Origin of the sequence: Micromonospora krabiensis, assembly GCF_900091425.1 — a bacterium.
GTDB lineage: Bacteria > Actinomycetota > Actinomycetes > Mycobacteriales > Micromonosporaceae > Micromonospora > Micromonospora krabiensis.
Genome location: NZ_LT598496.1, coordinates 2444755 through 2464643 on the forward strand (window position 1 = coordinate 2444755; position 19889 = coordinate 2464643).

The following is a 19889-nucleotide window of genomic DNA, read 5'->3' on the forward strand; positions in this document are numbered from 1 at the left end:
TCCTTGGTCAGATGACCACCCCCACCAGTGACGACTGGCGTCGCCCCGGGCCCACCCCGGAGCAGCGGCGCCTGGACCTCTACGGCGGGCTGGCCGTGACCGTGCTGGCCCTGTTCAGCCTCACCCTGACCCGCAGCACCGGGGCGTTCCTGCTCGGGCCGCCACCCTCCGGGCCCGAGCAGATCTTCTGGACCGTCGCGGTGACGCTGCCGCTGGTCTGGCGGCGCCGCTTCCCGGCCACCACCACGCTGGTGATCGCGGCCACCTTCATCGCCGCCCAGGCCCGGTCGGCGCCGGAGACGCAGCTCTCCGGCTGGGCGCTCTTCGCGGCGATCTACACGCTCGGGGCGTGGGGCCCGGACCGGCGGCTGTCCCGGCGGCTGCGGATCGGCGTCATCGCCACCATGTTCGCCTGGCTCGGCGTCTACTACGCGGTGACCGTCGGCAGCATCCCGCCGGACGCGTTCGAGCGGGCCGTCGGGCCGGTGCCCCCGGTGCTCGCCGCCATGGTGAGCGGCGTGCTGGTCAACGTCCTGTACTTCGGTTTCGCGTACTTCTTCGGGGAGACCGCGTGGCTGGCCGCGCACCGGCAGCACGAGCTGGCGGAGCGGGCGGAGGAGCTGCGCCGCTCGCAGGCCGAGGCGCGCGGACGGGCGGTGATGGGCGAACGGGTCCGGATCGCCCGTGAGCTGCACGACGTGGTCGCCCACCACGTCTCCGTCATGGGGGTGCAGGCGTCGGCCTGCCGGCGGGTGCTCGACCGCGACCCGGACAAGGCGCGCACCGCATTGACGGCGATCGAGCAGACCGCCCGCACCGCCGTGGACGAGCTGCGCCGGATGCTCGGTGTGCTGCGGGCCGGCGAGGCCGTCCCCGACCGGGTCGGGCCGCCCGCCGGCGTCGACGGGATCGAGGCCGTCGTGGAGCGGGCCCGGGACGCCGGGCTGCGCGCCACACTCGGCGTGTACGGGGATCCGGTGCCGCTGCCCGAGTCGGTGTCCCAGGCGGTGTACCGGGTCGTGCAGGAGGCGGTGACGAACGTGCTCAGACACGCGACCGGGGCGGGTGTGCTCGACGTCCGGCTGCGGTACCTGGCCCGGGAGGTGGAGGTCGACGTGACCGACGACGGCCGGCCCACCCGCCCGGCGAACCCCGACGGGCTGGGCCTGGTCGGGATGCGCGAGCGGGTCACCACCCACGACGGCACGCTGGAGGCGGGGCCGCGCGGCGGCGGCGGCTGGCGCGTACGCGCCCGGTTCCCGGTGCCGGCCGCCGTCCCGGAGCCGGCGTGACCGCCCCGGCGGCCGGGGACGACCGGCCGATCCGCGTGCTGCTCGCCGACGACCAGCACCTGGTCCGCACCGGCTTCCGGGTCATCCTGGAGGTGGAGGACGACATCGAGGTGGTCGGCGAGGCCGCCGACGGGGAGCGGGCGGTGGGCATGACCCGGGCGCTGCGCCCGGACGTGGTGCTGATGGACGTGGAGATGCCCGGCGTCGACGGCCTGGAGGCGACCCGGCGGATCACCGCCGCCACCCCGCCGGAGGGGCCGGCGGTGCTGATCCTCACCACCTTCGACCGGGACGACTACCTGTTCGCGGCGCTGCGTGCCGGCGCGAGCGGCTTCCTGCTCAAGAACGGCACCCCGGAGGCGCTGATCGAGGCGATCCGGGTGCTGGCCCGCGGCGACGGCCTGCTCGCCCCGGAGCTCACCCGCCGGGTGATCGCCACGTTCGCCCAGCCGGGCGCCCCCTCCGGCGTGGGCGGCACGGAGACCGGGGACGCCGCGCTGCGCGAGCTGACCCCGCGCGAACGGGAGGTGCTGGTCCTGGTCGCCCGGGGTGCCAGCAACGCCGAGATCGCCGCCGCCCTGCACCTCGGGGAGGCGACGGTGAAGACCCACGTCAGCCGGGTGCTGGCGAAGCTGGGGCTGCGCGACCGGGTCCAGGCGGTGGTGTTCGCGTACGAGCGGGGGGTGGTCCGGGCCGGTGGGTGAGCGGGTCCGCCCCGCGGCGGACCCGGATCTCCACCGGCGGACGGACGGCTAACGACGCGCGCCGATCTAGCGTGAACGCCGTGACGAGTGTGCTCCGCCTCGACGGCGTCGACCGCAGCTTCGGCGACCGTCAGGTACTCAAGAACGTGTCCTTCGACGTGGTCGCCGGACGGATGACCGGCTTCGTCGGCGGCAACGGCGCCGGCAAGACGACGACCATGCGGATCATCCTCGGCGTCCTCGCCGCCGACCGGGGCGCGGTCAGCTGGCAGGGTGCCCCGCTGAGCCGCGAGGCGCGCCGCCGCTTCGGCTACATGCCGGAGGAGCGCGGCCTCTACCCGAAGATGAGCGTCCGCGAGCAGGTGGTCTACCTGGGCCGGCTGCACGGCCTGACCGCCGAGGCGGCCCGCCGGGCGACCGACGCGCTGCTGGAGCGGGTCGGCCTCGCCGAGCGCGGCGACGACCTGCTGGAGACGCTGTCGCTGGGCAACCAGCAGCGCGCCCAGATCGCCGCCGCGCTGGTGCACGACCCCGAGGTCCTGGTGCTGGACGAGCCGTTCTCCGGCCTGGACCCGCTGGCCGTCGACACGGTCGTGGCGGTGCTGCGGGAGCGGGCCGCCGCCGGTGTCCCCGTGCTGTTCTCCAGCCACCAGCTCGACGTGGTGGAGCGGCTCTGCGACGACCTGGTGATCATCGCGGACGGCGCGATCCGGGCCGCCGGCGACCGCGAGCAGCTGCGCCGGACGTACACGTCGCCCCGGTTCGAGCTGGTGGTCGAGACCGACGCCGGCTGGCTGCGCGACCAGCCCGGGGTGACCCTGGTCGACCTGGACGGCGCCCGCGCCGTGTTCGACCTGGCGCCCGGCACCGACGAGCAGCCGGTGCTGCACGCGGCCCTGACCCGCGGCCCGGTACGCGCGTTCCGCCCGGTCCGCCCCTCCCTCACCGAGATCTTCCGAGAGGTCGCCCAGTGAACACGATGCAGGCCAGCCGGCTGGTCGCCGCCCGGGAGATCCGGGTCAAGCTGCGCGACAAGACGTTCCTGTTCAGCACGCTGTTCTTCCTGCTCATCGCCGCCGCGGCGACCATCCTGCCGCCGCTGCTCTCCGGCGGGCCGGACAGCGTGGCGGTGACCGAGCAGGCGGCCGGTCCGCTGCGCGAGGCCGGGCTGGAGGTGCGGACGGTCCCCGACGACCGGGCCGCCGAGCAGGCCGTCCGCGACGGCGACGTGGACGCCGCCGTCGTCGCCGGTCCGACCGTGCTCGCCATGGACGAGGCACCCGAGGACGTGGTGTCCGCGCTGAGCACCCAGCCGCCGGTCCGGCTGCTCGACCCGGACGCGGTGAACCCGGTGGTGGCGTTCCTGGTGCCGTTCGTGTTCGCGTTCGTCTTCTTCGTGACGTCGCAGACCTTCGGCGCGCAGATCGCGCAGAGCATCATCGAGGAGAAGCAGACCCGGATCGTCGAGATCCTGGTGGCGGCGGTGCCCGTACGGGCCCTGCTGATCGGCAAGATGGTCGCCGGGACGCTGCTCGCCCTCGGCCAGATCGCCCTGGTGGCGCTGGTCGCGGTCGCCGGCATGGCGTTCACCGGGGACACCGGGCTGCTGCACCTGCTCGCCCCGGCGATCGGCTGGTTCCTGCCGTTCTTCCTGCTGGGCTTCGTGCTGATCGCCTCGATGTGGGCGGCGGCCGGCGCGCTGGTCAACCGCCTGGAGGACATCGGCGGTGTGTCGACGCCGGTGCAGCTCGCGGTCATGCTGCCGTTCTTCGCGGTGATCTTCCTGAACGACAACGCGACCGCCATGCGGGTGCTGTCCTACCTGCCGTTCTCCGCACCCACCGCGATGCCGCTGCGGCTGTTCACCGGCGACGCGGCCGCCTGGGAGCCGGTGCTGTCGCTGATCCTGCTGCTGGCCACCGCCGCCGGGTTCCTGCTCGCCGGCGCCCGCGTGTACGAGGGCGCCCTGCTGCGGACCAACGGCCGCACCTCGATCCGGACGGCGTGGCGGACCCGGGAGACGCTCGGCTGAGTTTCCGGCTCCGGCGGGTGCGTCTGTTGTCGTTCCGGCGACCACCGACGCGCCCACCGCGTCAGACGGGGACCGCGTGCCAACCGGCGGGCAGGCGGGGAACCGGCCAGGCCGGGCCGGGCTTCCAGGAGGCCCAGCTCTCGTCCCACCACCGCTCACCCGCGTCCAGCAGGGCGGCGATCCGATCGCCCTCGGCGCGGATCGCCGCCTCCATCCCCGGGTAGCGGCCCTCGACCAGCCGCTGCGCGAAGATCTCCACGTCCTTCCAGACGTAGCGGTCGGCGTCCGCGGCCCACCACAGGTCCAGCTCGTGGTCGAGGGTGTCCACCCCGATGGGCGTACGCCGCAGCGGGTCCTGGAGGTTGAAGTACCAGCCGGCGAAGGCGCGGTCGGGGCCGGACCAGAACACGTCCACCGAGTGCGCCTCGCCGGGGCGCTGGAGCATGAGCTTGCCGTGCCCGCTCCACGCCCGGTGGCCGGCGGTCTGCCACGGGTGCCGGCCGCACGGGAACTCGCCCAGCTCCGGGAAGCCGAACTCGGCTCCCGGCGGCAGGTAGAGGGCGAGCAGGTCGGGGCTGTCCTCGACGCAGATCGTCGGGCAGCCGAACCACACCTCGCCGAGCAGGATCTCGCGCCGGACGACCACGTCGCCCGGCGCGAACCGTCGGTCCGTCACGGTCGGGTCAGCCGACCGCGGCCATGACCTCGTCGCTGACGTCGAAGTTCGCGTAGACGTTCTGCACGTCGTCGCAGTCCTCCAGGACGTCGATCAGCTTGAAGATCTTGCGCGCGCCCTCCTCGTCGAGGGGGACGTTCACGCTCGGGATCAGCGAGGACTCGGCCGACTCGTACTCGATGCCGGCGTCCTGCAGCGCGGTGCGCACCGGGATCAGGTCGGTCGGCTCGGAGACCACCTCGAACGCCTCACCGAGGTCGTTGACCTCCTCGGCGCCGGCGTCGAGGACGGCCAGCATGACGTCGTCCTCGGTGGTGCCCGCCTTGGGGACGATCACCACGCCCTTGCGGGAGAACATGTACGACACCGAGCCGGCGTCGGCGAACGAGCCGCCGTTGCGGGTCAGCGCCGTCCGCACCTCGGTCGCCGCGCGGTTGCGGTTGTCGGTCAGGCACTCGATCAGCAGCGCGACACCGTTCGGTCCGTAACCCTCGTACATGATCGTCTGGTAGTCGGCGCCGCCGGCCTCCAGGCCGGAGCCGCGCTTGACCGCGCGGTCGATGTTGTCGTTCGGGACCGAGTTCTTCTTCGCCTTCTGGATGGCGTCGTAGAGGGTCGGGTTACCCGCCGGGTCACCACCGCCGGTACGGGCCGCCACCTCGACGTTCTTGATCAGCTTGGCGAACATCTTGCCGCGCTTGGCGTCGATGACGGCCTTCTTGTGCTTGGTGGTCGCCCACTTTGAGTGGCCGGACATCTGCTACCTCCGTCTGTCATTCCACGCCTGCGTCGACTGCCACGCCGATCCACGCCGCACCCGGCGATCCGGCGGCCGGTCGGCTCCCGCGGGAAACGCCACGCGGGCGGTTGGCGCTGCCGAACCGCGGCAATCCTACCGAGGCCGCACCCCGGCGTGTCACACCCGGCTACCACCGGGGACGGCGCCACGTCCTCGGGCGCACCCCAGACACAACGACCGGGGCGCGAGAAACATGCCCCGGCCGCCTGCCGCGCGGGCCCCGGTCAGCCGGCGGCGCGCACCAGGTCCACGAAGTAGCGGTGCAGCCGCCGGTCGCCGGTCAGCTCCGGGTGGAACGACGTGGCCAGCAGGTTGCCCTGCCGCACCGCGACGATCCGCCCGGCCGCCGGGCCCTCGGTGACCCGGCCCAACACCTCGACGCCGTCGCCGACCCGCTCCACCCAGGGCGCCCGGATGAAGACCGCGTGGAACGGCTCGCCCTCGACACCACTGACCTCGACCGGCGCCTCGAACGAGTCGACCTGCCGGCCGAACGCGTTGCGGCGGACCGTCATCGTGATGCCGTCGAAGCCACGCTGGTCGGGGCGACCGTCGAGCACCTCGGTGGCGAGCATGATCATGCCGGCGCACGATCCGTAGACCGGCATCCCCGCGGCGATCCGCTTGTCGATCGGCTCGCGCAGCTCGAAGATGTCGACCAGCTTGCTGATCGTGGTGGACTCGCCTCCGGGGATCACCAGCCCGTCGACCGCGTCCAGCTCGTGCGGACGCCGGATCGGGCGGGCGTCCGCGCCCGCCGCCGCGAGGGCGGCGGCGTGCTCGCGGACGTCGCCCTGAAGGGCGAGCACCCCGATGACGGGCATCCCGCTCACCAGCCGCGCTCGGCCAGCCGGTGCGGCTGCGGGATCTCGTCGACGTTGATGCCGACCATCGCCTCGCCGAGGCCGCGGGAGACCTTCGCCAGCACGTCCGGGTCGTCGTGGAAGGTGGTGGCCTTGACGATCGCGGCGGCGCGCTGCGCCGGGTTGCCGGACTTGAAGATGCCGGAGCCGACGAAGACTCCCTCGGCGCCCAGCTGCATCATCATCGCGGCGTCGGCCGGGGTGGCGATCCCACCGGCGGTGAAGAGCACCACCGGCAGCTTGCCGGTCTCGGCGATCTCCTTGACCAGCTCGTACGGGGCCTGCAGCTCCTTGGCCGCCACGAACAGCTCGTCCGCCGGCAGCGACTGGAGCCGGCGGATCTCCTGCCGGATCTTGCGCATGTGGGTGGTGGCGTTCGAGACGTCACCGGTGCCGGCCTCGCCCTTGGAGCGGATCATGGCCGCACCCTCGGTGATCCGGCGCAGCGCCTCGCCCAGGTTGGTGGCGCCGCAGACGAACGGGACGGTGAACGCCCACTTGTCGATGTGGTTGGCGTAGTCGGCCGGGGTCAGCACCTCGGACTCGTCGACGTAGTCGACGCCGAGCGACTGGAGGATCTGCGCCTCGACGAAGTGACCGATGCGGGCCTTGGCCATCACCGGGATGGAGACGGCGTTGATGATGCCGTCGATCATGTCGGGGTCGCTCATCCGGGACACGCCGCCCTGGGCACGGATGTCGGCGGGCACCCGCTCCAGCGCCATGACGGCGACGGCTCCGGCGTCCTCAGCGATCTTGGCCTGCTCGGGGGTGACCACGTCCATGATCACGCCGCCCTTGAGCATCTCGGCCATGCCGCGCTTGACGCGGGCGGTGCCGACGACGGGGCTGGCGGTGCTGTTCGGGGAGGTGGTTTCGGGCACGGGTTATCGCTCCTCGGGCGTGCTCTGGGGGTGGCAGCGAAAATGCTACGCCGGGTGCAACGCGGGGCCGACAGCCAATCAGACCCCCGGTGGCCTGCTCTGTGGCGGCCGTCACCGGGGAAACGGTCAACCGGTCGGAACGTCCGCCGGGGCCGTCAACGTCGGGTCGTCGATGTCGAAGTAGCGGGGCCACTCCCGGCCCCGCCCCATCCGCAACAGGCGCACCAGGGGTCGCCCCCGTGCCGTACGGGCGTCCCGGACGAGGTCCGTGTGCACCTGCCGGGCCAGCGCGAGCCGGCGGCTGGCCGCGATGACCGCCTCACAGTCCGGGTCGGTCGGGTCCAGCTGCACCGCGCGCAGCTGGCGGGTGAGATCGTTCTCGGCCGCCTCGCGCTCGTCCGGACGGGCGTCGAGCGCGATCCGCGCCGCCGCGTACAGCTCGACACCGTACCGCCGCTCGGCGAGCACCGCGGCGGCCGCCGCGCGCCGCAACAGGTGGGCCTCCAGGGCGCGGGCGGCGAGCTCCGCCCGGGCGTGCAGCCGCTGGACCCGGCCGGCGGTCCAGATCAGGTACGCCGAGAGGACCCCGACGACCACGATCGCGCCCACCACCCACCGCATGCCCGGCATCGTAGTGCTGCTCCCATCCGGTCCCGACGGTCCGTCCGACGCGGGAGGGCCCGGTCACGTCGGGGTCCTCCTGGTCCCCGGCTCAGCCCAGCTCCACCCACTCCTGGTCGATGACCCGACCGTCGGTGGCCTCGATGGCCGCCGCGTACACCTCGAGAACCCGCCGGGCGACCACCGGCCAGTCGAACGTCGACACCACCTGGTCGCCGCAGGCGGTGAGCGTGGCCCGCGCCGCCGGGTCGTCGAGCAGTTCGACGAGCGCGTCGCCCAGCGCCGTGGCGCTGCCGGTCGGAAAGAGCCGGCCGGCCCGGCCGCCGTCGAGGACCCGGCGGAACGCGTCGAGATCACTGGCGACCACGGTGGTGCCGGCCGCGAGCGCCTCGGTGAGGATCATGCCGAACGACTCGCCACCGGTGTTCGGCGCCGCGTAGACGTGCACGCTGCGCAGCATCCGCGCCTTGTCCGCCTCGGAGACCAGGCCGAGGAAGGTGACCCGGTCCCGCAGCTCGGGCGGGAACTGGTCGTACAGGTCGTCCGGCTCGCCCGGCCCGGCCACCAGCAGTCGCAGGCCGGGACGGCGCGGTGCCAGCCGTACGAAGGCGTCGCGCAGCACCGGGAAGCCCTTGCGGGGCTCGGTGAAGCGACCCAGGAACCCGATGCTCCCGCCGCTGCCCGGCGCGCACTCCCCCGGCCAGCCCGGCAGCGGCAGCGCGTCGGCGAACTTCGCCACCGCCACCCCGTTCGGGATCTCCACGGCGCCGCCGTCGAGGTGCTCCACCTGCACCTTGCGGGCCAGGGCGCTCACCGCGATCCGGGCGGTGATGCGTTCCAGGACGATCTGGAGCACCCCCTGGGCGGCGGCCAGCGCCCGGGACCGGGTGATCGCGGTGTGGAAGGTCGCCACCACCGGCCCCCGGGCGGAGAGGACCGCGAGCAGCGACAGGCTCAGCGTCAGCGGCTCGTGCACGTGCAGCACGTCGAAGTCGCCCCGGGTGATCCAGCGGCGGACCCGGGCGGTGGAGACCGGGCCGAACGCGATCCGGGCCACCGAGCCGTTGTAGGGCAGCGGCACCGCGCGGCCGGCCGGCACCACGTACGGCGGCAGCGGCGAGTCCTCGTCGGCGGGGGCGAGCACGCTCACCTCGTGGCCGAGCGCGATCAGCGCCTCCGCGAGGTCCATGACGTGGTTCTGGACGCCGCCCGGGACGTCGAAGGAGTACGGGCACACGATCCCGACCCGCACGTCAACGCCCTCTGTCCGCGACCGCGGCGCTCCGCTGGTCCAGCCACAGCCGCTGGAGCATGTGCCAGTCCGCCGGGTGCCGGGCGATGCCCGTCGCGAGGCTGTCAGCGATCCGCTGGGTCAGCGTCCGGACCCGCTGGTCGAGCGGGCCCTCGTCGGGGCCGGGCACCGGCAGCGGCCCTTCGAGGGCGGCACACGGCGCGTCCGGCTCGTACCACATGTGGGCCACGTAGAGCGGCGCCCCGGTGCGCAGGGCGAGCAGGGCCGGACCGGCCGGCATCCGGGTCCGGGCGCCGAAGAAGTCCACCTCGATGCCCCGCGCGGAGAGGTCCCGGTCGGCCAGCAGCGGCACCACCGCGCCGGCCCGCAGGCGGTCGACCAGCACGTCGAACGCGGGCCGCGCACCGCCGTGGGTGGGCAGGATCTCCATGCCGAGGCTCTCGCGGAAGGCGACGAACCGTTCGAAGACCGCCTCGGGCCTGAGCCGCTCGGCGACCGTGGTGATCGGCCAGCCGTTGGCGGCCACCCAGGCGCCGGCCGCGTCCCAGTTGCCGGCGTGCGGCAGCGCGACCACGGCTCCGCGCCCGGTGGCCACGTCGGCGGCGAGCTTCTCCTCGCCGTCGAGCCGGAACCCGGCGAGGATCTGGTCGCGGCGCAACGACGGCAGCCGGAAGGCCTCCATCCAGTAGCGCGCGTACGAGCGCAGCCCCTGCCGGACCAGCACGTCGAGCTCGGCCTCGGGGACGTCGGGCCCGACCACCCGGCGCAGGTTCGCCGCCAGTCGGGTCGCGCCGCCACCGCGCCGCCGGTGGGCCCGGTCGGCGCCGGCCCGGAAGGCCGCCGCCACGACCGGTCCGGGCAGCGCCCGGGCCACCCGCCACCCGGCGACGTAGCCGAGCTCGCTCAGGTTCATCGGGGTACGCCGTCCGGTTGGCTCTGGGCCTGCCGGTAGACGTGCGTCATCCGCTGCCCCACCGTGAAGATCGACACGGCGGCGAGCAGCCACAGCGCGATCTCCAGCGCCGGGTCGACGCCGACGCCGGTGAGCAGGCCGCCCACCCCGACGATCAGCAGCCGCTCGGTGCGCTCGGCGACGCCCACGTTGGCCGTCATGCCGAGCCCCTCGGCGCGGGCCTTCACGTAGGAGACCAGGCTGCCCGCGGCGAGGCAGAGCAGCGCGGCGGCCACCCCGCGATGGTTGCCCTCGGTGGCCAGCCAGTACGCGACCGCACCGAAGACGGCGCTGTCGGCGACCCGGTCCATGCTCGAGTCGAGGAACGCGCCGAACCGGGTGGAGCCGCCGCTCATCCGGGCCATCGTGCCGTCGAGCAGGTCGGTCAGCGCGAAGATCGTGACGATCACCGCGCCGGCGACGAGGTGGCCCCGGGCGCCGAAACCGAGCGCGCCGACCAGCACGCCGATGGTTCCGGTCACGGTGACCGCGTTGGGGGTGACGCCCGCTCGAAGCAGGCCGCGTGCGAGCGGCTCGACGACACGGGTCATCCCCGCGCGGGCCGACACTTGGAAGATCTTCGCCATGGCGGTCCCACGATAACGGTCCGCCCTGCTACGGCGATACGGCCGGTCAGCGGACGCCGCGCGCGGGAGGCTTGTGTCGGTCCGGGAAGGGGTGTGAGATCGGGTCAGGAAGGTGACCCAGCTCACCCGTCCGACCGTCCCGTTACCCGCTGTGCAGCAGACCACCGGAGGATATCGCCGCGCACTCGCCCCGGGCCGCTTCCCCGTCGCGCGGCGGTCGCCACCACCACCGGCTGAGGGAGGTGCGCCCGATGGCGCAGAAGAGTCAGGACAAGGGGGTCGCCGGCGGGATGCCGGTCGTGACCGACCCCGCCAGGGTCCGCAACGTGGTGCTCGTCGGGCACTCCGGGGCGGGCAAGACGACCCTGGTCGAGGCGCTGCTCACGGCGAGCGGCACGATCGGCCGCGCCGGCACCGTCACCGACGGCAGCACCGTCTGCGACCACGACCCCGCCGCCGTACGCCAGCAGCGGTCGGTCAGCCTCGCCTGCGCGCCGCTGCTGCACGACGGCGTGAAGGTGAACCTGCTGGACACCCCCGGCTACGCCGACTTCGTGGGCGAGCTGCGCGCCGGGCTGCGGGCCGCCGACGCGGCACTCTTCGTCGTCTCCGCCGTCGACGGCATGGACGCGGCCACCGCCGCCCTCTGGGAGGAGTGCGCCGCCGTCGACATGCCGCGGGCCGTCGCCGTCACCCGACTGGACCACCCGCGCGCCGACTTCGACGAGTCCGTGGCGCTCTGCCAGCGGGTCTTCGGCGACAACGTGCTCCCGCTCTACCTGCCGATGCTCGGCGACGACGGCGTCTCCACCGTCGGCCTGCTCGGGTTGATCACCCGCCGGGTCTTCGACTACACCGCCGGGCTGCCCGCCGACGTCCGCGAGCCGGACCCGGAGCACCTGCCCGCGATCGCGGAGTCCCGCAACGAGCTGATCGAGGGGATCATCGCGGAGAGCGAGGACGAGTCGCTCATGGACCGCTACCTCGGCGGCGAGGAGATCGGCACCGAGCTGCTCATCGACGACCTGGAGAAGGCGGTCGCCCGGGGCCACTTCTACCCGGTGGTGCCGGTCTGCGCGGAGACCGGCGTCGGGCTGGACGCGCTGCTGGAGGTGCTGACCGCCGCGTTCCCGTCGCCGCTGGAGCACGAACTGCCCGCGGTCGCCGGGGTGGACGGCTCACCCCGTCCGCCGCTGACCTGCGACCCGGACGGCCCGCTGGTGGCCGAGGTGGTCAAGACCACCATCGACCGGCACGTGGGACGCGTCTCCCTGGTCCGCGTCTTCTCCGGCACGCTGCGCCCCGAGCAGACCGTGCACGTCTCCGGGCACGGCCTGGCCGAGCGGGGGCACCCGGACCACGACGCCGACGAGCGGGTCGGGCACGTCTACACGCCGCTGGGCGCCGCGCTGCGCGAGGTGACGGCCTGCGTCGCGGGCGACATCTGCGCCATCACCAAGTCGGGCAGCGCCGAGACCGGCGACACGATCAGCGCCAAGGACGAGCCGCTGCTCATCGCGCCCTGGGAGATGCCCGAGCCGCTGCTGCCGGTCGCCATCGTGGCGAAGAGCCGGTCGGACGAGGACGCCCTGGCCCGCAACCTGGGACGGCTGGTCGCCGGCGACCCCACCCTGCGGCTGGAGCGCAACCCGGAGACCCACCAGCTGGTGCTCTGGTGCATGGGCGAGGCGCACGCCGACGTGGTGCTGGACCGGCTGCGCGCCGGCGGTGTCGAGCTGGAGACCGAGCCGGTGCGGGTCGCGCTGCGGGAGACGTTCACCGCCCGGGCGGGCGGGCACGGCCGGCACGTCAAGCAGTCCGGCGGCCACGGCCAGTACGCCGTCTGCGACATCGAGGTCGAGCCGCTGCCCCGCGGCGCCGGCTTCGAGTTCGTCGACCGGGTGGTCGGTGGCGCCGTGCCGCACAACTACATCCCGTCCGTGGAGAAGGGCGTCCGGGCCCAGATGGAACGCGGCCTGGTCGCCGGCTACCCGGTGGTGGACCTGCGCGTGACGCTCGTGGACGGCAAGGCGCACAGCGTCGACTCGTCCGACGCCGCGTTCCAGACGGCCGGGGCGCTGGCGCTGCGGGACGCGGCCGAGCGGGGGCAGCCGACGCTGCTGGAGCCGATCGACGAGGTGACCATCCGGGTGCCGGACGCCTCGGTCGGCGCGGTGATGGGCGACCTCTCCGGCCGGCGCGGGCGCGTCCTCGGCACCGAACCGGACCCGGACGGCGAGGGGCGCACCCTGGTCCACGCCGAGGTGCCCGCCACCGAACTGCTCCGCTACGCGGTCGAGCTGCGCTCGATGACCGCCGGCACCGGCACCTTCCGCCGCCACTTCGTCCGCCACGACCCGATGCCCACCCACCTGGCCGACCAGATCCGCAAGGAATCCACCCCCTGACCCGCTCCGGGTCGCGCGCCGCGGTGCGGGCGGCGGCGGGGGTTACGGGTGCGTGGCGGGGAGGGTGGGGGCGGGCCAGTGCGGGTGGTCGGCGCCGCGCAGGGCGGCCGTCCGCAGCGCGGCGAGTCGGCGCTCCACCTCGGCGAACTGGTCGGGAGTGAGCGGGCCCCGGTCCAGCGCGGCGGCGTTCTCCTCCACCTGCGCCACCGTCCGGCAGCCGGGGATCGGCACCGTGCGCCCGCTGCGCGCCCAGATCCAACCCAGCGCGCCCTGCGCCAGGGTCCGCCCGTCGGCGGTCAACGCCTCCCGGACCGCGGCGACGCGACGGAGCCACTCCGGGGCGGGCCGGCCACCGCGGAACCACTCCAGCCACCCGGGCGCGAGCCCGCGTACGTCGTCGCGGGGCAGGGTGGACGTCGCCGTGTACTTGCCGGTGAGCAGGCCCATCCCGAGCGGCCCCCGGTTGACGCTGGCCAGGTCGTGCTTGTCGCAGACGGCGAGCAGGTCGGGGGCGTCCCGGAGCACGGAGAGGGTGTGCTGGACGGCGGTCGCCCCGGCGCCGTGCTGCCCGAACGCCGCGGCGCGGTCGGGGCGGTCGGTGCTCCAGCCGTACGCCCGGATCAGCCCCTCGGCGACGAGGTCCTCCAGGGTGCCGATCAGTGCTTCGCCGCGCGGCACGGACAGGTCGGCGAGGTGCAGCTGGTACAGGTCGATCCGGTCGGTGCCCAGCCGGCGCAGCGAGTCGGTGACCGCCCGGCGCAGGTGCTCGGGTGAGGCGTCCTCGCCGGTCGCCTGCCGGGTCGCCTCGTCGAAGGTGTAGCCCCACTTGGTGGCGATCACGGCGTCGTCCCGGCGGCCGGCGAGAGCCCGGCCGAGGACCCGCTCGCTGTGGCCGGCCCCGTACGTGTCGGCGGTGTCGAACAGCGTGACGCCCAGGTCGAGGGCGCGGCGCACCGCGCGGACCGACTCCTCGTCGTCCACCGCTCCCCACCCGAGCGGCTGGGTGCCCTCCCACCAGGGCCCGCCGATCGCCCAACACCCCATGCCCAGCGCGCTGACCTCGATGCCGCTACGCCCCAGAACGCGCGTCGTGACTCCCACCGGAGAATGGTGCCACCTGAAACCCGCCCGTCAACAGCAGGTCGCCCAACCGGCACCCCGAATCCCCCTACCGGTGATCAAGAGGTTCGCGTCACCGGTGGCGCGATGGCTGACGCGAACCTCTTGATCAACCAGGTTGACCGGCGGGCTGGCATGATCGTCGTCATGCGACTCCTCGGGGTGGACATCGGCGGTGTCATCATCCAGCCGGCCGACGACGACGAGGACACCTCGTTCTTCGGGCGGAACTACCTGCGTACGCCCGCCATGCCCGGGGTGTTCGAGGCGCTGGCCACGCTCTCCGACGGGTCGTTCGACGAGGTGCACCTGGTCAGCAAGTGCGGCGAGTCCACCGAGCAGCGGACCCGGGAGTGGCTGGCCCACCACGACTTCCACACCCGCACCGGGGTCCCGACCGCACGGCTGCACTTCTGCCGCACCCGACCGGCGAAGGCGCCGATCGCCCGCGAGCTCGGGCTGACGCACTTCGTGGACGACCGGTTGGAGGTGCTGGGCTACCTCGACTCGGTGCCGCACCGCTACCTGTTCCGCCCCCGCCCCACAGAGGTGGACGCGCACGCCGCGCACCTGCCCGGCGTACACCGGGTGGAGAGCTGGCCGGAGCTGGTCACCGCACTGCGCGGCGGCTGACGGCCCGGCGCGGGCGTCGCGGCCCACGCGGTGGAACCGGCGGCGGTCACCGAGGCCCGGCGGCGGCCGGCGGGGTCAGGACGGCCAGGCGGCCGTGAAGAGGTCGCGGGTGTCGGCGAGCAGCTGCGGCAGGACCTTCGTGCGCCCGATCACCGGCATGAAGTTGGCATCGCCACCCCAGCGCGGCACCACGTGCTGGTGCAGGTGCGCGGCGATGCCGGCGCCCGCCACGCCGCCCTGGTTCATCCCCAGGTTGAAGCCGTGGGCGTTGCTCACCTTGCGGACCACGCGCATCGCGGTCTGGGTGAACGCGGCCAGCTCCGCGGTCTCCGGCCCGTCCAGGTCGGTGTAGTCGGCGACGTGCCGGTAGGGGCAGACCAGCAGGTGTCCCGGGTTGTACGGGTAGAGGTTCAGCACCGCGAAGACGACCCGCCCACGCGCCACGACCAGGCTCTCCTCCGGCGGCGCCTGGGGGGCACGGCAGAACGGGCACCCGGTCGGCTTCTCGTAGCCCTCGGCCGGGCGGTCCTCGCCCGAGATGTAGGTCATCCGGTGGGGCGTCCAGAGCCGTTCGAGGCCGTCCGCCATCCCGCCGCTGTCCGTGTGCCGCTCCGCCCCTGTCACAGGGGCGATCCTACGGCGGCCGCCGGACCGGTGCCGCGAGCCGTCCACGGCCCGCCCCACGCCCGGCGGCTGATCGTGCTCGAACACGGAGGTAGTGGCCTCCCGGGCGCCGGGAGGCCACTACCTCACCGATCGAGCGCGATCACACCGCGGGCGCGGCGATCAGGCGGCGGTCACGCCTCGGCGGTCGGGCCGACGTTGCTGCGGGAGGTGACCACGTCCAGGACGTGGGCGACCGCCTCGGCGACCGGCACGCCGTTGCGCTGCGAGCCGTCCCGGTAGCGGAAGGACACCGTGCCAGCGGCCACGTCGTCGTCACCGGCGATGACCATGAACGGGATCTTCTGCTGCTGCGCCGTACGGATCTTCTTCTGCATCCGGTCGTCGCCCGCGTCGACCTGCGCCCGGATGCCCTCGGCGCGCAGCGCGGCGACGAAGCCGTGCAGGTAGTCGGTGTGGTCCTCACGGATCGGGATGCCGACCACCTGGACCGGGGCGAGCCAGGCCGGGAACGCGCCCGCGTAGTGCTCGGTGAGCACCCCGAAGAACCGCTCGATCGAGCCGAACAGCGCCCGGTGGATCATGACCGGCCGCTGCCGGGTGCCGTCGGCGGCCTGGTACTCCAGCCCGAAGCGCTCCGGCTGGTTGAAGTCGACCTGGATGGTCGACATCTGCCAGGTCCGGCCGATCGCGTCCTTGGCCTGCACCGAGATCTTCGGCCCGTAGAAGGCCGCGCCGCCCGGGTCGGGCACCAGGTCCAGGCCGGACTGCTCGGCCGCCGTACGCAGCGCCTGGGTCGCCTCGGCCCAGTCCTCGTCGCTGCCGATGAACTTCGGCGAGTCGTCCCGGGTGGACAGCTCCAGGTAGAAGTCGTCCAGGCCGTAGTCGCGGAGCAGGTCGAGCACGAACGTGAGCAGGGTGGTCAGCTCGCCGGCCATCTGCTCGCGGGTGCAGTAGATGTGCGAGTCGTCCTGGGTCAGGCCGCGTACCCGGGTGAGGCCGTGCACGACGCCGGACTTCTCGTACCGGTAGACGGTGCCGAACTCGAACAGCCGCAGCGGCAGCTCCCGGTAGGACCGCCCGCGCGCCCTGAAGATCAGGTTGTGCATCGGGCAGTTCATGGCCTTGAGGTAGTAGTCCGCGCCCTCCAGCTGCATGGGCGGGAACATCGTGTCCGCGTAGTACGGCAGGTGGCCGGAGGTCTCGAACAGCTGCGCCTTGGTGATGTGCGGGCTGTTCACGAACTCGTAGCCCGCGTCCTCGTGCCGCCGCCGCGAGTAGTTCTCCATCTCCCGGCGGATGATCCCGCCCTTGGGGTGGAAGACCGCCAGACCCGAGCCGATCTCGTCGGGGAAGCTGAACAGGTCGAGGTCCGCGCCGAGCTTGCGGTGGTCGCGCCGGGCGGCCTCCTCCAGCAGCTTCAGGTACGCCTTCAGCTCGTCCCGCGTCGGCCACGCGGTGCCGTAGACCCGCTGGAGCTGCGGGTTCTTCTCCGACCCCCGCCAGTATGCGGCGGCGGAGCGCATCAGCTTGAACGCCCCGATCAGTCGGGTGTTCGGCAGGTGGGGGCCCCGGCACAGGTCCGACCAGCAGACCTTGTCCTCGTTGGCGGCGAGGTTGTCGTAGATGGTCAGCTCACCGCCGCCGACCTCCATCACCTGCGAGGAGTCGAGGCCCTCGCCCTTGACGTCGATCAGCTCCAGCTTGAACGGCTCGCCGGCCAGCTCGGCGCGCGCCTCGTCGAGGCTGCCGAACCGGCGACGCCGGAAGCGCTGGCCCGACTTGACGATCTCCTGCATGCGCTTCTCGAGCTTGGCCAGGTCGTCGGGCTGGAACGGCTTGTCGACGGCGAAGTCGTAGTAGAAGCCGTTCTCGATCGGCGGCCCGATGCCGAGCTTCGCCTCGGGGAAGACGTCCTGCACGGCTTGGGCGAGGACGTGCGCGGTGGAGTGGCGCAGCACGTTGAGGCCGTCCGGTGAGCTGAGGCTCACCGGCTCGACCTCGGTGTCGCTCGCCGGCTGCCAGTCCAGGTCGTGCAGCTGGCCGGCGGGGTCGCGGACCACGACGATCGCGTTCGGGCCGTTGGCCGGCAGCCCGGCCGCGGCCACCGCGTCGGCCGCCGTCGTCCCGGCGGCGACGACGACGGGGTCGGCCACGGCTGGGGTACGGGGTGCGGACACGGTGACTCCTCGCAGCAGACGGTACGGAAGGGCCCGCTCGGGCCCCCGCCGATGCTATCGGTCGCCCCGGTCCGCCCCGCCGCCGACGCCACACCCAGTCGCGCCGCGTCCCACCTCCACCCCTCCCCGTCGATCATGGAGTTGTTGCCGTCCCGCCCGGCGTGTCGGGGCAACAACTTCATGATCACGGCGAGATCCGGGGGCGGGGCGTTGAACCTTTTCCGGTTGGGGTCCGAACTAACCGGTGTGGCCGGAGACCGGTCCCGGTCACGGGGACACGGATGGGGACGCGAGATGGCGATGACGTACGGCGGACGCCGCCGACTCCGGGCCGGCGGGGTCGCCGCCCTGGCCACGGCCACCGTGCTGGGGTGGCCCGGGGCGGCGCAAGCGGCCGAGGTGAGCACCGTCCCGGGGCAGGCGCGGCAGGGCGAGTCGGTCCGGCTGGAGTTCGTGGTGCCGGAGGAGCGGGCCGGCACGCAGACCCGGCAGATCGAGGTCCGGCTGCCGGCGGATCAGCCGATCGCCGAGGTCTACCCCATGTCGGTGCCCGGCTGGGCGCCCCGGATCAGCTCCCGCACGCTCGACAAGCCCGTCGCCGGCATCCACTCCAGCACGGTGACCACGGTCACCGAGTCGGTGACGTGGATCCGGGTCGACGGCGCACCCGCGGGCCCGGCCCGGCTCGCCTTGTCCATGGGGCCGCTGCCCCGCGCCGACCGGCTCGCGTTCCCGGTCGTCCAGACGTACGCCGACGGCACCGTCGTGCGGTGGGCCGAGGCTGCCGGCGCGCACAAGGCCCCCGTCCTCACCCTCCTGCCCGCCGCCCCCGGCGCGCCCGACGCCCCGGCCGGGCACGGCGGCCACGGCGCGGTGCCCGGCGGCGCCGCGGACGCGGGCGCGGCGGTCGACTCCGGCGCCGGCTCGGACTCCGGCCCGGTTGCGGACGGCGGCGCTCCGGCCGCGACCGGCGGGGTGAACGCCGACGCGCTGCTCGCCGCCGGTCTGCTCGCCGGCCTCGGCGGCGGAGCCGCGATCGGATGGCTGGCCAGCCGCTGGCGTCGTCGCTCCACGACCGGCCACGCCGACGACCGCGCGAACGCCGACGCCCCGACCGGGACGACCGATCCCGACAGCCCGGAAGCCGACGCGCCGACCGGAGCGACCGGTCCCGCGAACGCAACGGCCGCCGCCACGACGACCACGACCGGGACGACCGGGCCCGAGAGCCCGGAAGCCGACGCCGCGGCCGGCACGACCCGCGCCGAGAGCGCGGGGGATGCCGCGGCCGAGGACCGGAACGAGGCCGCTCCGGCCGGGCTCCGCGCCTGATCGACCGGTCAGGAGAGCCACTGCGGGAGGGGTTCGCGCGTGGCGAGCCACCGCTGCGGTACGCCGCCCGGCGTGCCGACGCCCGCGTACGCGGCGACGATCCCGCCCACGATCGCCGCCGTGGTGTCGACGTCACCGCCCGCCTCGACGCACGCGCGGATCGCGGCCGGGTAGTCGTCGAGGCGGCTCGCGGCCACCCACAGGGTGAAGCCCACCGTGTCCTGGGCGGTCACCCGGGAGCCGTTGCCGAGCGCCGCGACCGCCTGGGGCAGGGGGCGGCCGAGCAGGTCGGCGGCGAGACGTACGCGGCGGTGCACCTCGGTGGCCGGGTCCACCGCGGCGGCCACCCCGGCGAGCAGCCGGTCGGCGGCGGGCCGGTGACCGTCGAGCCGGCCCCGGGCGGCGAACGCGGCGGCTACCGCCACGGCGACCGCGCCGGCGATCCCCTCCGCGTGCGCGTGGGTCACCTCGGCGGAGGCGCGGGCCTCGGCGGCCGCCCGGCTGGGGGAGTCGGCGAAGTACGCCCCGAGCGGCGCCACCCGCATGGCCGCGCCGTTGCCGAGGGAGCCCTGACCGTCGAACGCCGACGCGGCGGCCACCGGCCAGGGCGTCCCGGTGCGGATCAGCCGCAGGACGGTGACCGCTCCCGGCCCGTATCCCCGGTAGGGCTCACACCGCTCGGCGAACGCGAGGGCCAGCCGGTCCTGGTCGATGTGGCCGGCGTCGGAGAGCTCGGCGACCACCGAGCACGCCATCTCGGTGTCGTCGGTCCACTCCCAGGGCGGGGGTGGGAGACGGCCGGCGGCAAGGTCGGCCGGCTGGCGGCCCGGGACGAAGAACTGGGAGCCGAGGGCGTCGCCGACCGAGAGACCGGCGAGGCTGTCCCGGGCGAGCGTCAGGCGGGTGTCGGCGAAGAGCGTGAAGGACATCG

19 protein-coding genes are annotated in these 19889 nt (G+C 74.0%); 7 read left to right on the top strand and 12 right to left on the bottom strand.

Annotated elements, in window-relative coordinates; translation table 11 throughout:
* Positions 1–11 precede the first annotated feature (11 nt).
* The 4 genes from GA0070620_RS10785 (at position 12) to GA0070620_RS10800 (ending at position 4028) form a co-directional block, all read left to right on the top strand.
* The gene (locus tag GA0070620_RS10785) at positions 12–1292 is read left to right on the top strand and encodes a sensor histidine kinase (RefSeq protein WP_091589733.1); all 1281 of its coding nucleotides are present in this window, start codon (positions 12–14) and stop codon (positions 1290–1292) included.
* Positions 1289–1996, top strand: a complete 708-nt coding sequence (locus GA0070620_RS10790) for a response regulator (protein ID WP_091589734.1) — start codon at positions 1289–1291, stop codon at positions 1994–1996. The genes GA0070620_RS10785 and GA0070620_RS10790 overlap by 4 nt, the downstream gene beginning before the upstream one ends.
* A gap of 80 nt (positions 1997–2076) precedes the next feature.
* Complete coding sequence (locus tag GA0070620_RS10795; RefSeq protein ID WP_091598507.1) at positions 2077–2970, top strand: ABC transporter ATP-binding protein; 894 nt, start codon at positions 2077–2079, stop codon at positions 2968–2970.
* Positions 2967–4028 (top strand): ABC transporter permease, encoded by a 1062-nt coding sequence (locus GA0070620_RS10800; RefSeq protein WP_091589735.1) that lies wholly within the window; start codon positions 2967–2969, stop codon positions 4026–4028. Before GA0070620_RS10795 ends, GA0070620_RS10800 begins: the two co-directional genes overlap by 4 nt.
* Positions 4029–4089: 61 nt before the next feature.
* Here the strand turns inward: GA0070620_RS10800 and GA0070620_RS10805 are convergent, their stop codons facing one another.
* The 8 genes from GA0070620_RS10805 to pgsA form a co-directional block, all read right to left on the bottom strand.
* A complete protein-coding gene (locus GA0070620_RS10805; RefSeq protein ID WP_172836415.1) occupies positions 4090–4704 on the bottom strand; it encodes a DUF402 domain-containing protein in 615 nt (204 codons plus the stop codon).
* Between the two features lie 7 nt (positions 4705–4711).
* A complete protein-coding gene (locus GA0070620_RS10810) occupies positions 4712–5461 on the bottom strand; it encodes a YebC/PmpR family DNA-binding transcriptional regulator (RefSeq protein ID WP_091589736.1) in 750 nt (249 codons plus the stop codon).
* A gap of 266 nt (positions 5462–5727) precedes the next feature.
* Positions 5728–6327 (bottom strand): pyridoxal 5'-phosphate synthase glutaminase subunit PdxT, encoded by a 600-nt coding sequence (pdxT, locus tag GA0070620_RS10815; protein WP_091589737.1) that lies wholly within the window; start codon positions 6325–6327, stop codon positions 5728–5730.
* Positions 6328–6332: 5 nt separating this feature from the next.
* Positions 6333–7250, bottom strand: coding sequence for a pyridoxal 5'-phosphate synthase lyase subunit PdxS (gene pdxS / locus GA0070620_RS10820; RefSeq protein ID WP_091589738.1), 918 nt, complete (start codon positions 7248–7250; stop codon positions 6333–6335).
* A 126-nt stretch (positions 7251–7376) separates the two neighbouring features.
* The gene (locus GA0070620_RS10825; RefSeq protein WP_091589739.1) at positions 7377–7880 is read right to left on the bottom strand and encodes a hypothetical protein; all 504 of its coding nucleotides are present in this window, start codon (positions 7878–7880) and stop codon (positions 7377–7379) included.
* 82 nt (positions 7881–7962) lie between these two features.
* Complete coding sequence (locus tag GA0070620_RS10830) at positions 7963–9123, bottom strand: glycosyltransferase family 4 protein (protein ID WP_091589740.1); 1161 nt, start codon at positions 9121–9123, stop codon at positions 7963–7965.
* A 1-nt stretch (position 9124) separates the two neighbouring features.
* Positions 9125–10036 carry a phosphatidylinositol mannoside acyltransferase gene (locus GA0070620_RS10835; RefSeq protein ID WP_091589741.1) on the bottom strand — a complete coding sequence of 304 codons (912 nt, stop codon included), beginning with the start codon at positions 10034–10036 and terminating at the stop codon, positions 9125–9127.
* Entirely contained in the window at positions 10033–10662 is a 630-nt protein-coding gene (pgsA, locus tag GA0070620_RS10840; RefSeq protein WP_091589742.1) for a phosphatidylinositol phosphate synthase, read from the bottom strand. Before pgsA ends, GA0070620_RS10835 begins: the two co-directional genes overlap by 4 nt.
* 251 nt (positions 10663–10913) lie before the next feature.
* Between pgsA and GA0070620_RS10845 the strand changes: the two genes are divergently transcribed.
* A complete protein-coding gene (locus GA0070620_RS10845) occupies positions 10914–13070 on the top strand; it encodes an elongation factor G-like protein EF-G2 (protein WP_091589743.1) in 2157 nt (718 codons plus the stop codon).
* A 42-nt stretch (positions 13071–13112) separates the two neighbouring features.
* Here the strand turns inward: GA0070620_RS10845 and GA0070620_RS10850 are convergent, their stop codons facing one another.
* A complete protein-coding gene (locus GA0070620_RS10850; protein ID WP_091589744.1) occupies positions 13113–14171 on the bottom strand; it encodes an aldo/keto reductase in 1059 nt (352 codons plus the stop codon).
* 105 nt (positions 14172–14276) lie between these two features.
* Between GA0070620_RS10850 and GA0070620_RS10855 the strand changes: the two genes are divergently transcribed.
* A complete protein-coding gene (locus GA0070620_RS10855; protein ID WP_231922325.1) occupies positions 14277–14822 on the top strand; it encodes a hypothetical protein in 546 nt (181 codons plus the stop codon).
* A gap of 75 nt (positions 14823–14897) precedes the next feature.
* On the opposite strand, the gene GA0070620_RS10860 is transcribed toward GA0070620_RS10855, so the two are convergent.
* Both GA0070620_RS10860 and thrS read right to left on the bottom strand, forming a co-directional pair.
* Complete coding sequence (locus tag GA0070620_RS10860; protein WP_172836575.1) at positions 14898–15410, bottom strand: HIT family protein; 513 nt, start codon at positions 15408–15410, stop codon at positions 14898–14900.
* A 209-nt stretch (positions 15411–15619) separates the two neighbouring features.
* A complete protein-coding gene (thrS, locus tag GA0070620_RS10865) occupies positions 15620–17626 on the bottom strand; it encodes a threonine--tRNA ligase (protein ID WP_091589745.1) in 2007 nt (668 codons plus the stop codon).
* Positions 17627–17920: 294 nt separating this feature from the next.
* On the opposite strand from thrS, the gene GA0070620_RS34000 reads away from it, so the two are divergent.
* Entirely contained in the window at positions 17921–18958 is a 1038-nt protein-coding gene (locus GA0070620_RS34000; RefSeq protein WP_269456568.1) for a DUF1775 domain-containing protein, read from the top strand.
* Positions 18959–18966: 8 nt separating this feature from the next.
* On the opposite strand, the gene GA0070620_RS10875 is transcribed toward GA0070620_RS34000, so the two are convergent.
* Entirely contained in the window at positions 18967–19887 is a 921-nt protein-coding gene (locus GA0070620_RS10875) for an ADP-ribosylglycohydrolase family protein (protein ID WP_091589746.1), read from the bottom strand.
* Between the last annotated feature and the right edge of the window lie 2 nt (positions 19888–19889).

What these genes read in the sequence shown, in the direction of transcription:
- GA0070620_RS10785 (WP_091589733.1), top strand. Translation starts at nt 12, where the DNA reads ATGACCACCCCCACCAGTGACGACTGGCGTCGCCCCGGGCCCACCCCG.
- GA0070620_RS10810 (WP_091589736.1), bottom strand. Translation starts at nt 5,461, where the DNA reads ATGTCCGGCCACTCAAAGTGGGCGACCACCAAGCACAAGAAGGCCGTC.
- pdxT (WP_091589737.1), bottom strand. Translation starts at nt 6,327, where the DNA reads ATGCCCGTCATCGGGGTGCTCGCCCTTCAGGGCGACGTCCGCGAGCAC.
- GA0070620_RS10825 (WP_091589739.1), bottom strand. Translation starts at nt 7,880, where the DNA reads ATGCCGGGCATGCGGTGGGTGGTGGGCGCGATCGTGGTCGTCGGGGTC.
- GA0070620_RS10835 (WP_091589741.1), bottom strand. Translation starts at nt 10,036, where the DNA reads ATGAACCTGAGCGAGCTCGGCTACGTCGCCGGGTGGCGGGTGGCCCGG.
- pgsA (WP_091589742.1), bottom strand. Translation starts at nt 10,662, where the DNA reads ATGGCGAAGATCTTCCAAGTGTCGGCCCGCGCGGGGATGACCCGTGTC.
- GA0070620_RS10845 (WP_091589743.1), top strand. Translation starts at nt 10,914, where the DNA reads ATGGCGCAGAAGAGTCAGGACAAGGGGGTCGCCGGCGGGATGCCGGTC.
- GA0070620_RS10855 (WP_231922325.1), top strand. Translation starts at nt 14,277, where the DNA reads ATGGCTGACGCGAACCTCTTGATCAACCAGGTTGACCGGCGGGCTGGC.
- GA0070620_RS10860 (WP_172836575.1), bottom strand. Translation starts at nt 15,410, where the DNA reads ATGGCGGACGGCCTCGAACGGCTCTGGACGCCCCACCGGATGACCTAC.
- GA0070620_RS34000 (WP_269456568.1), top strand. Translation starts at nt 17,921, where the DNA reads ATGGCGATGACGTACGGCGGACGCCGCCGACTCCGGGCCGGCGGGGTC.
- GA0070620_RS10875 (WP_091589746.1), bottom strand. Translation starts at nt 19,887, where the DNA reads ATGTCCTTCACGCTCTTCGCCGACACCCGCCTGACGCTCGCCCGGGAC.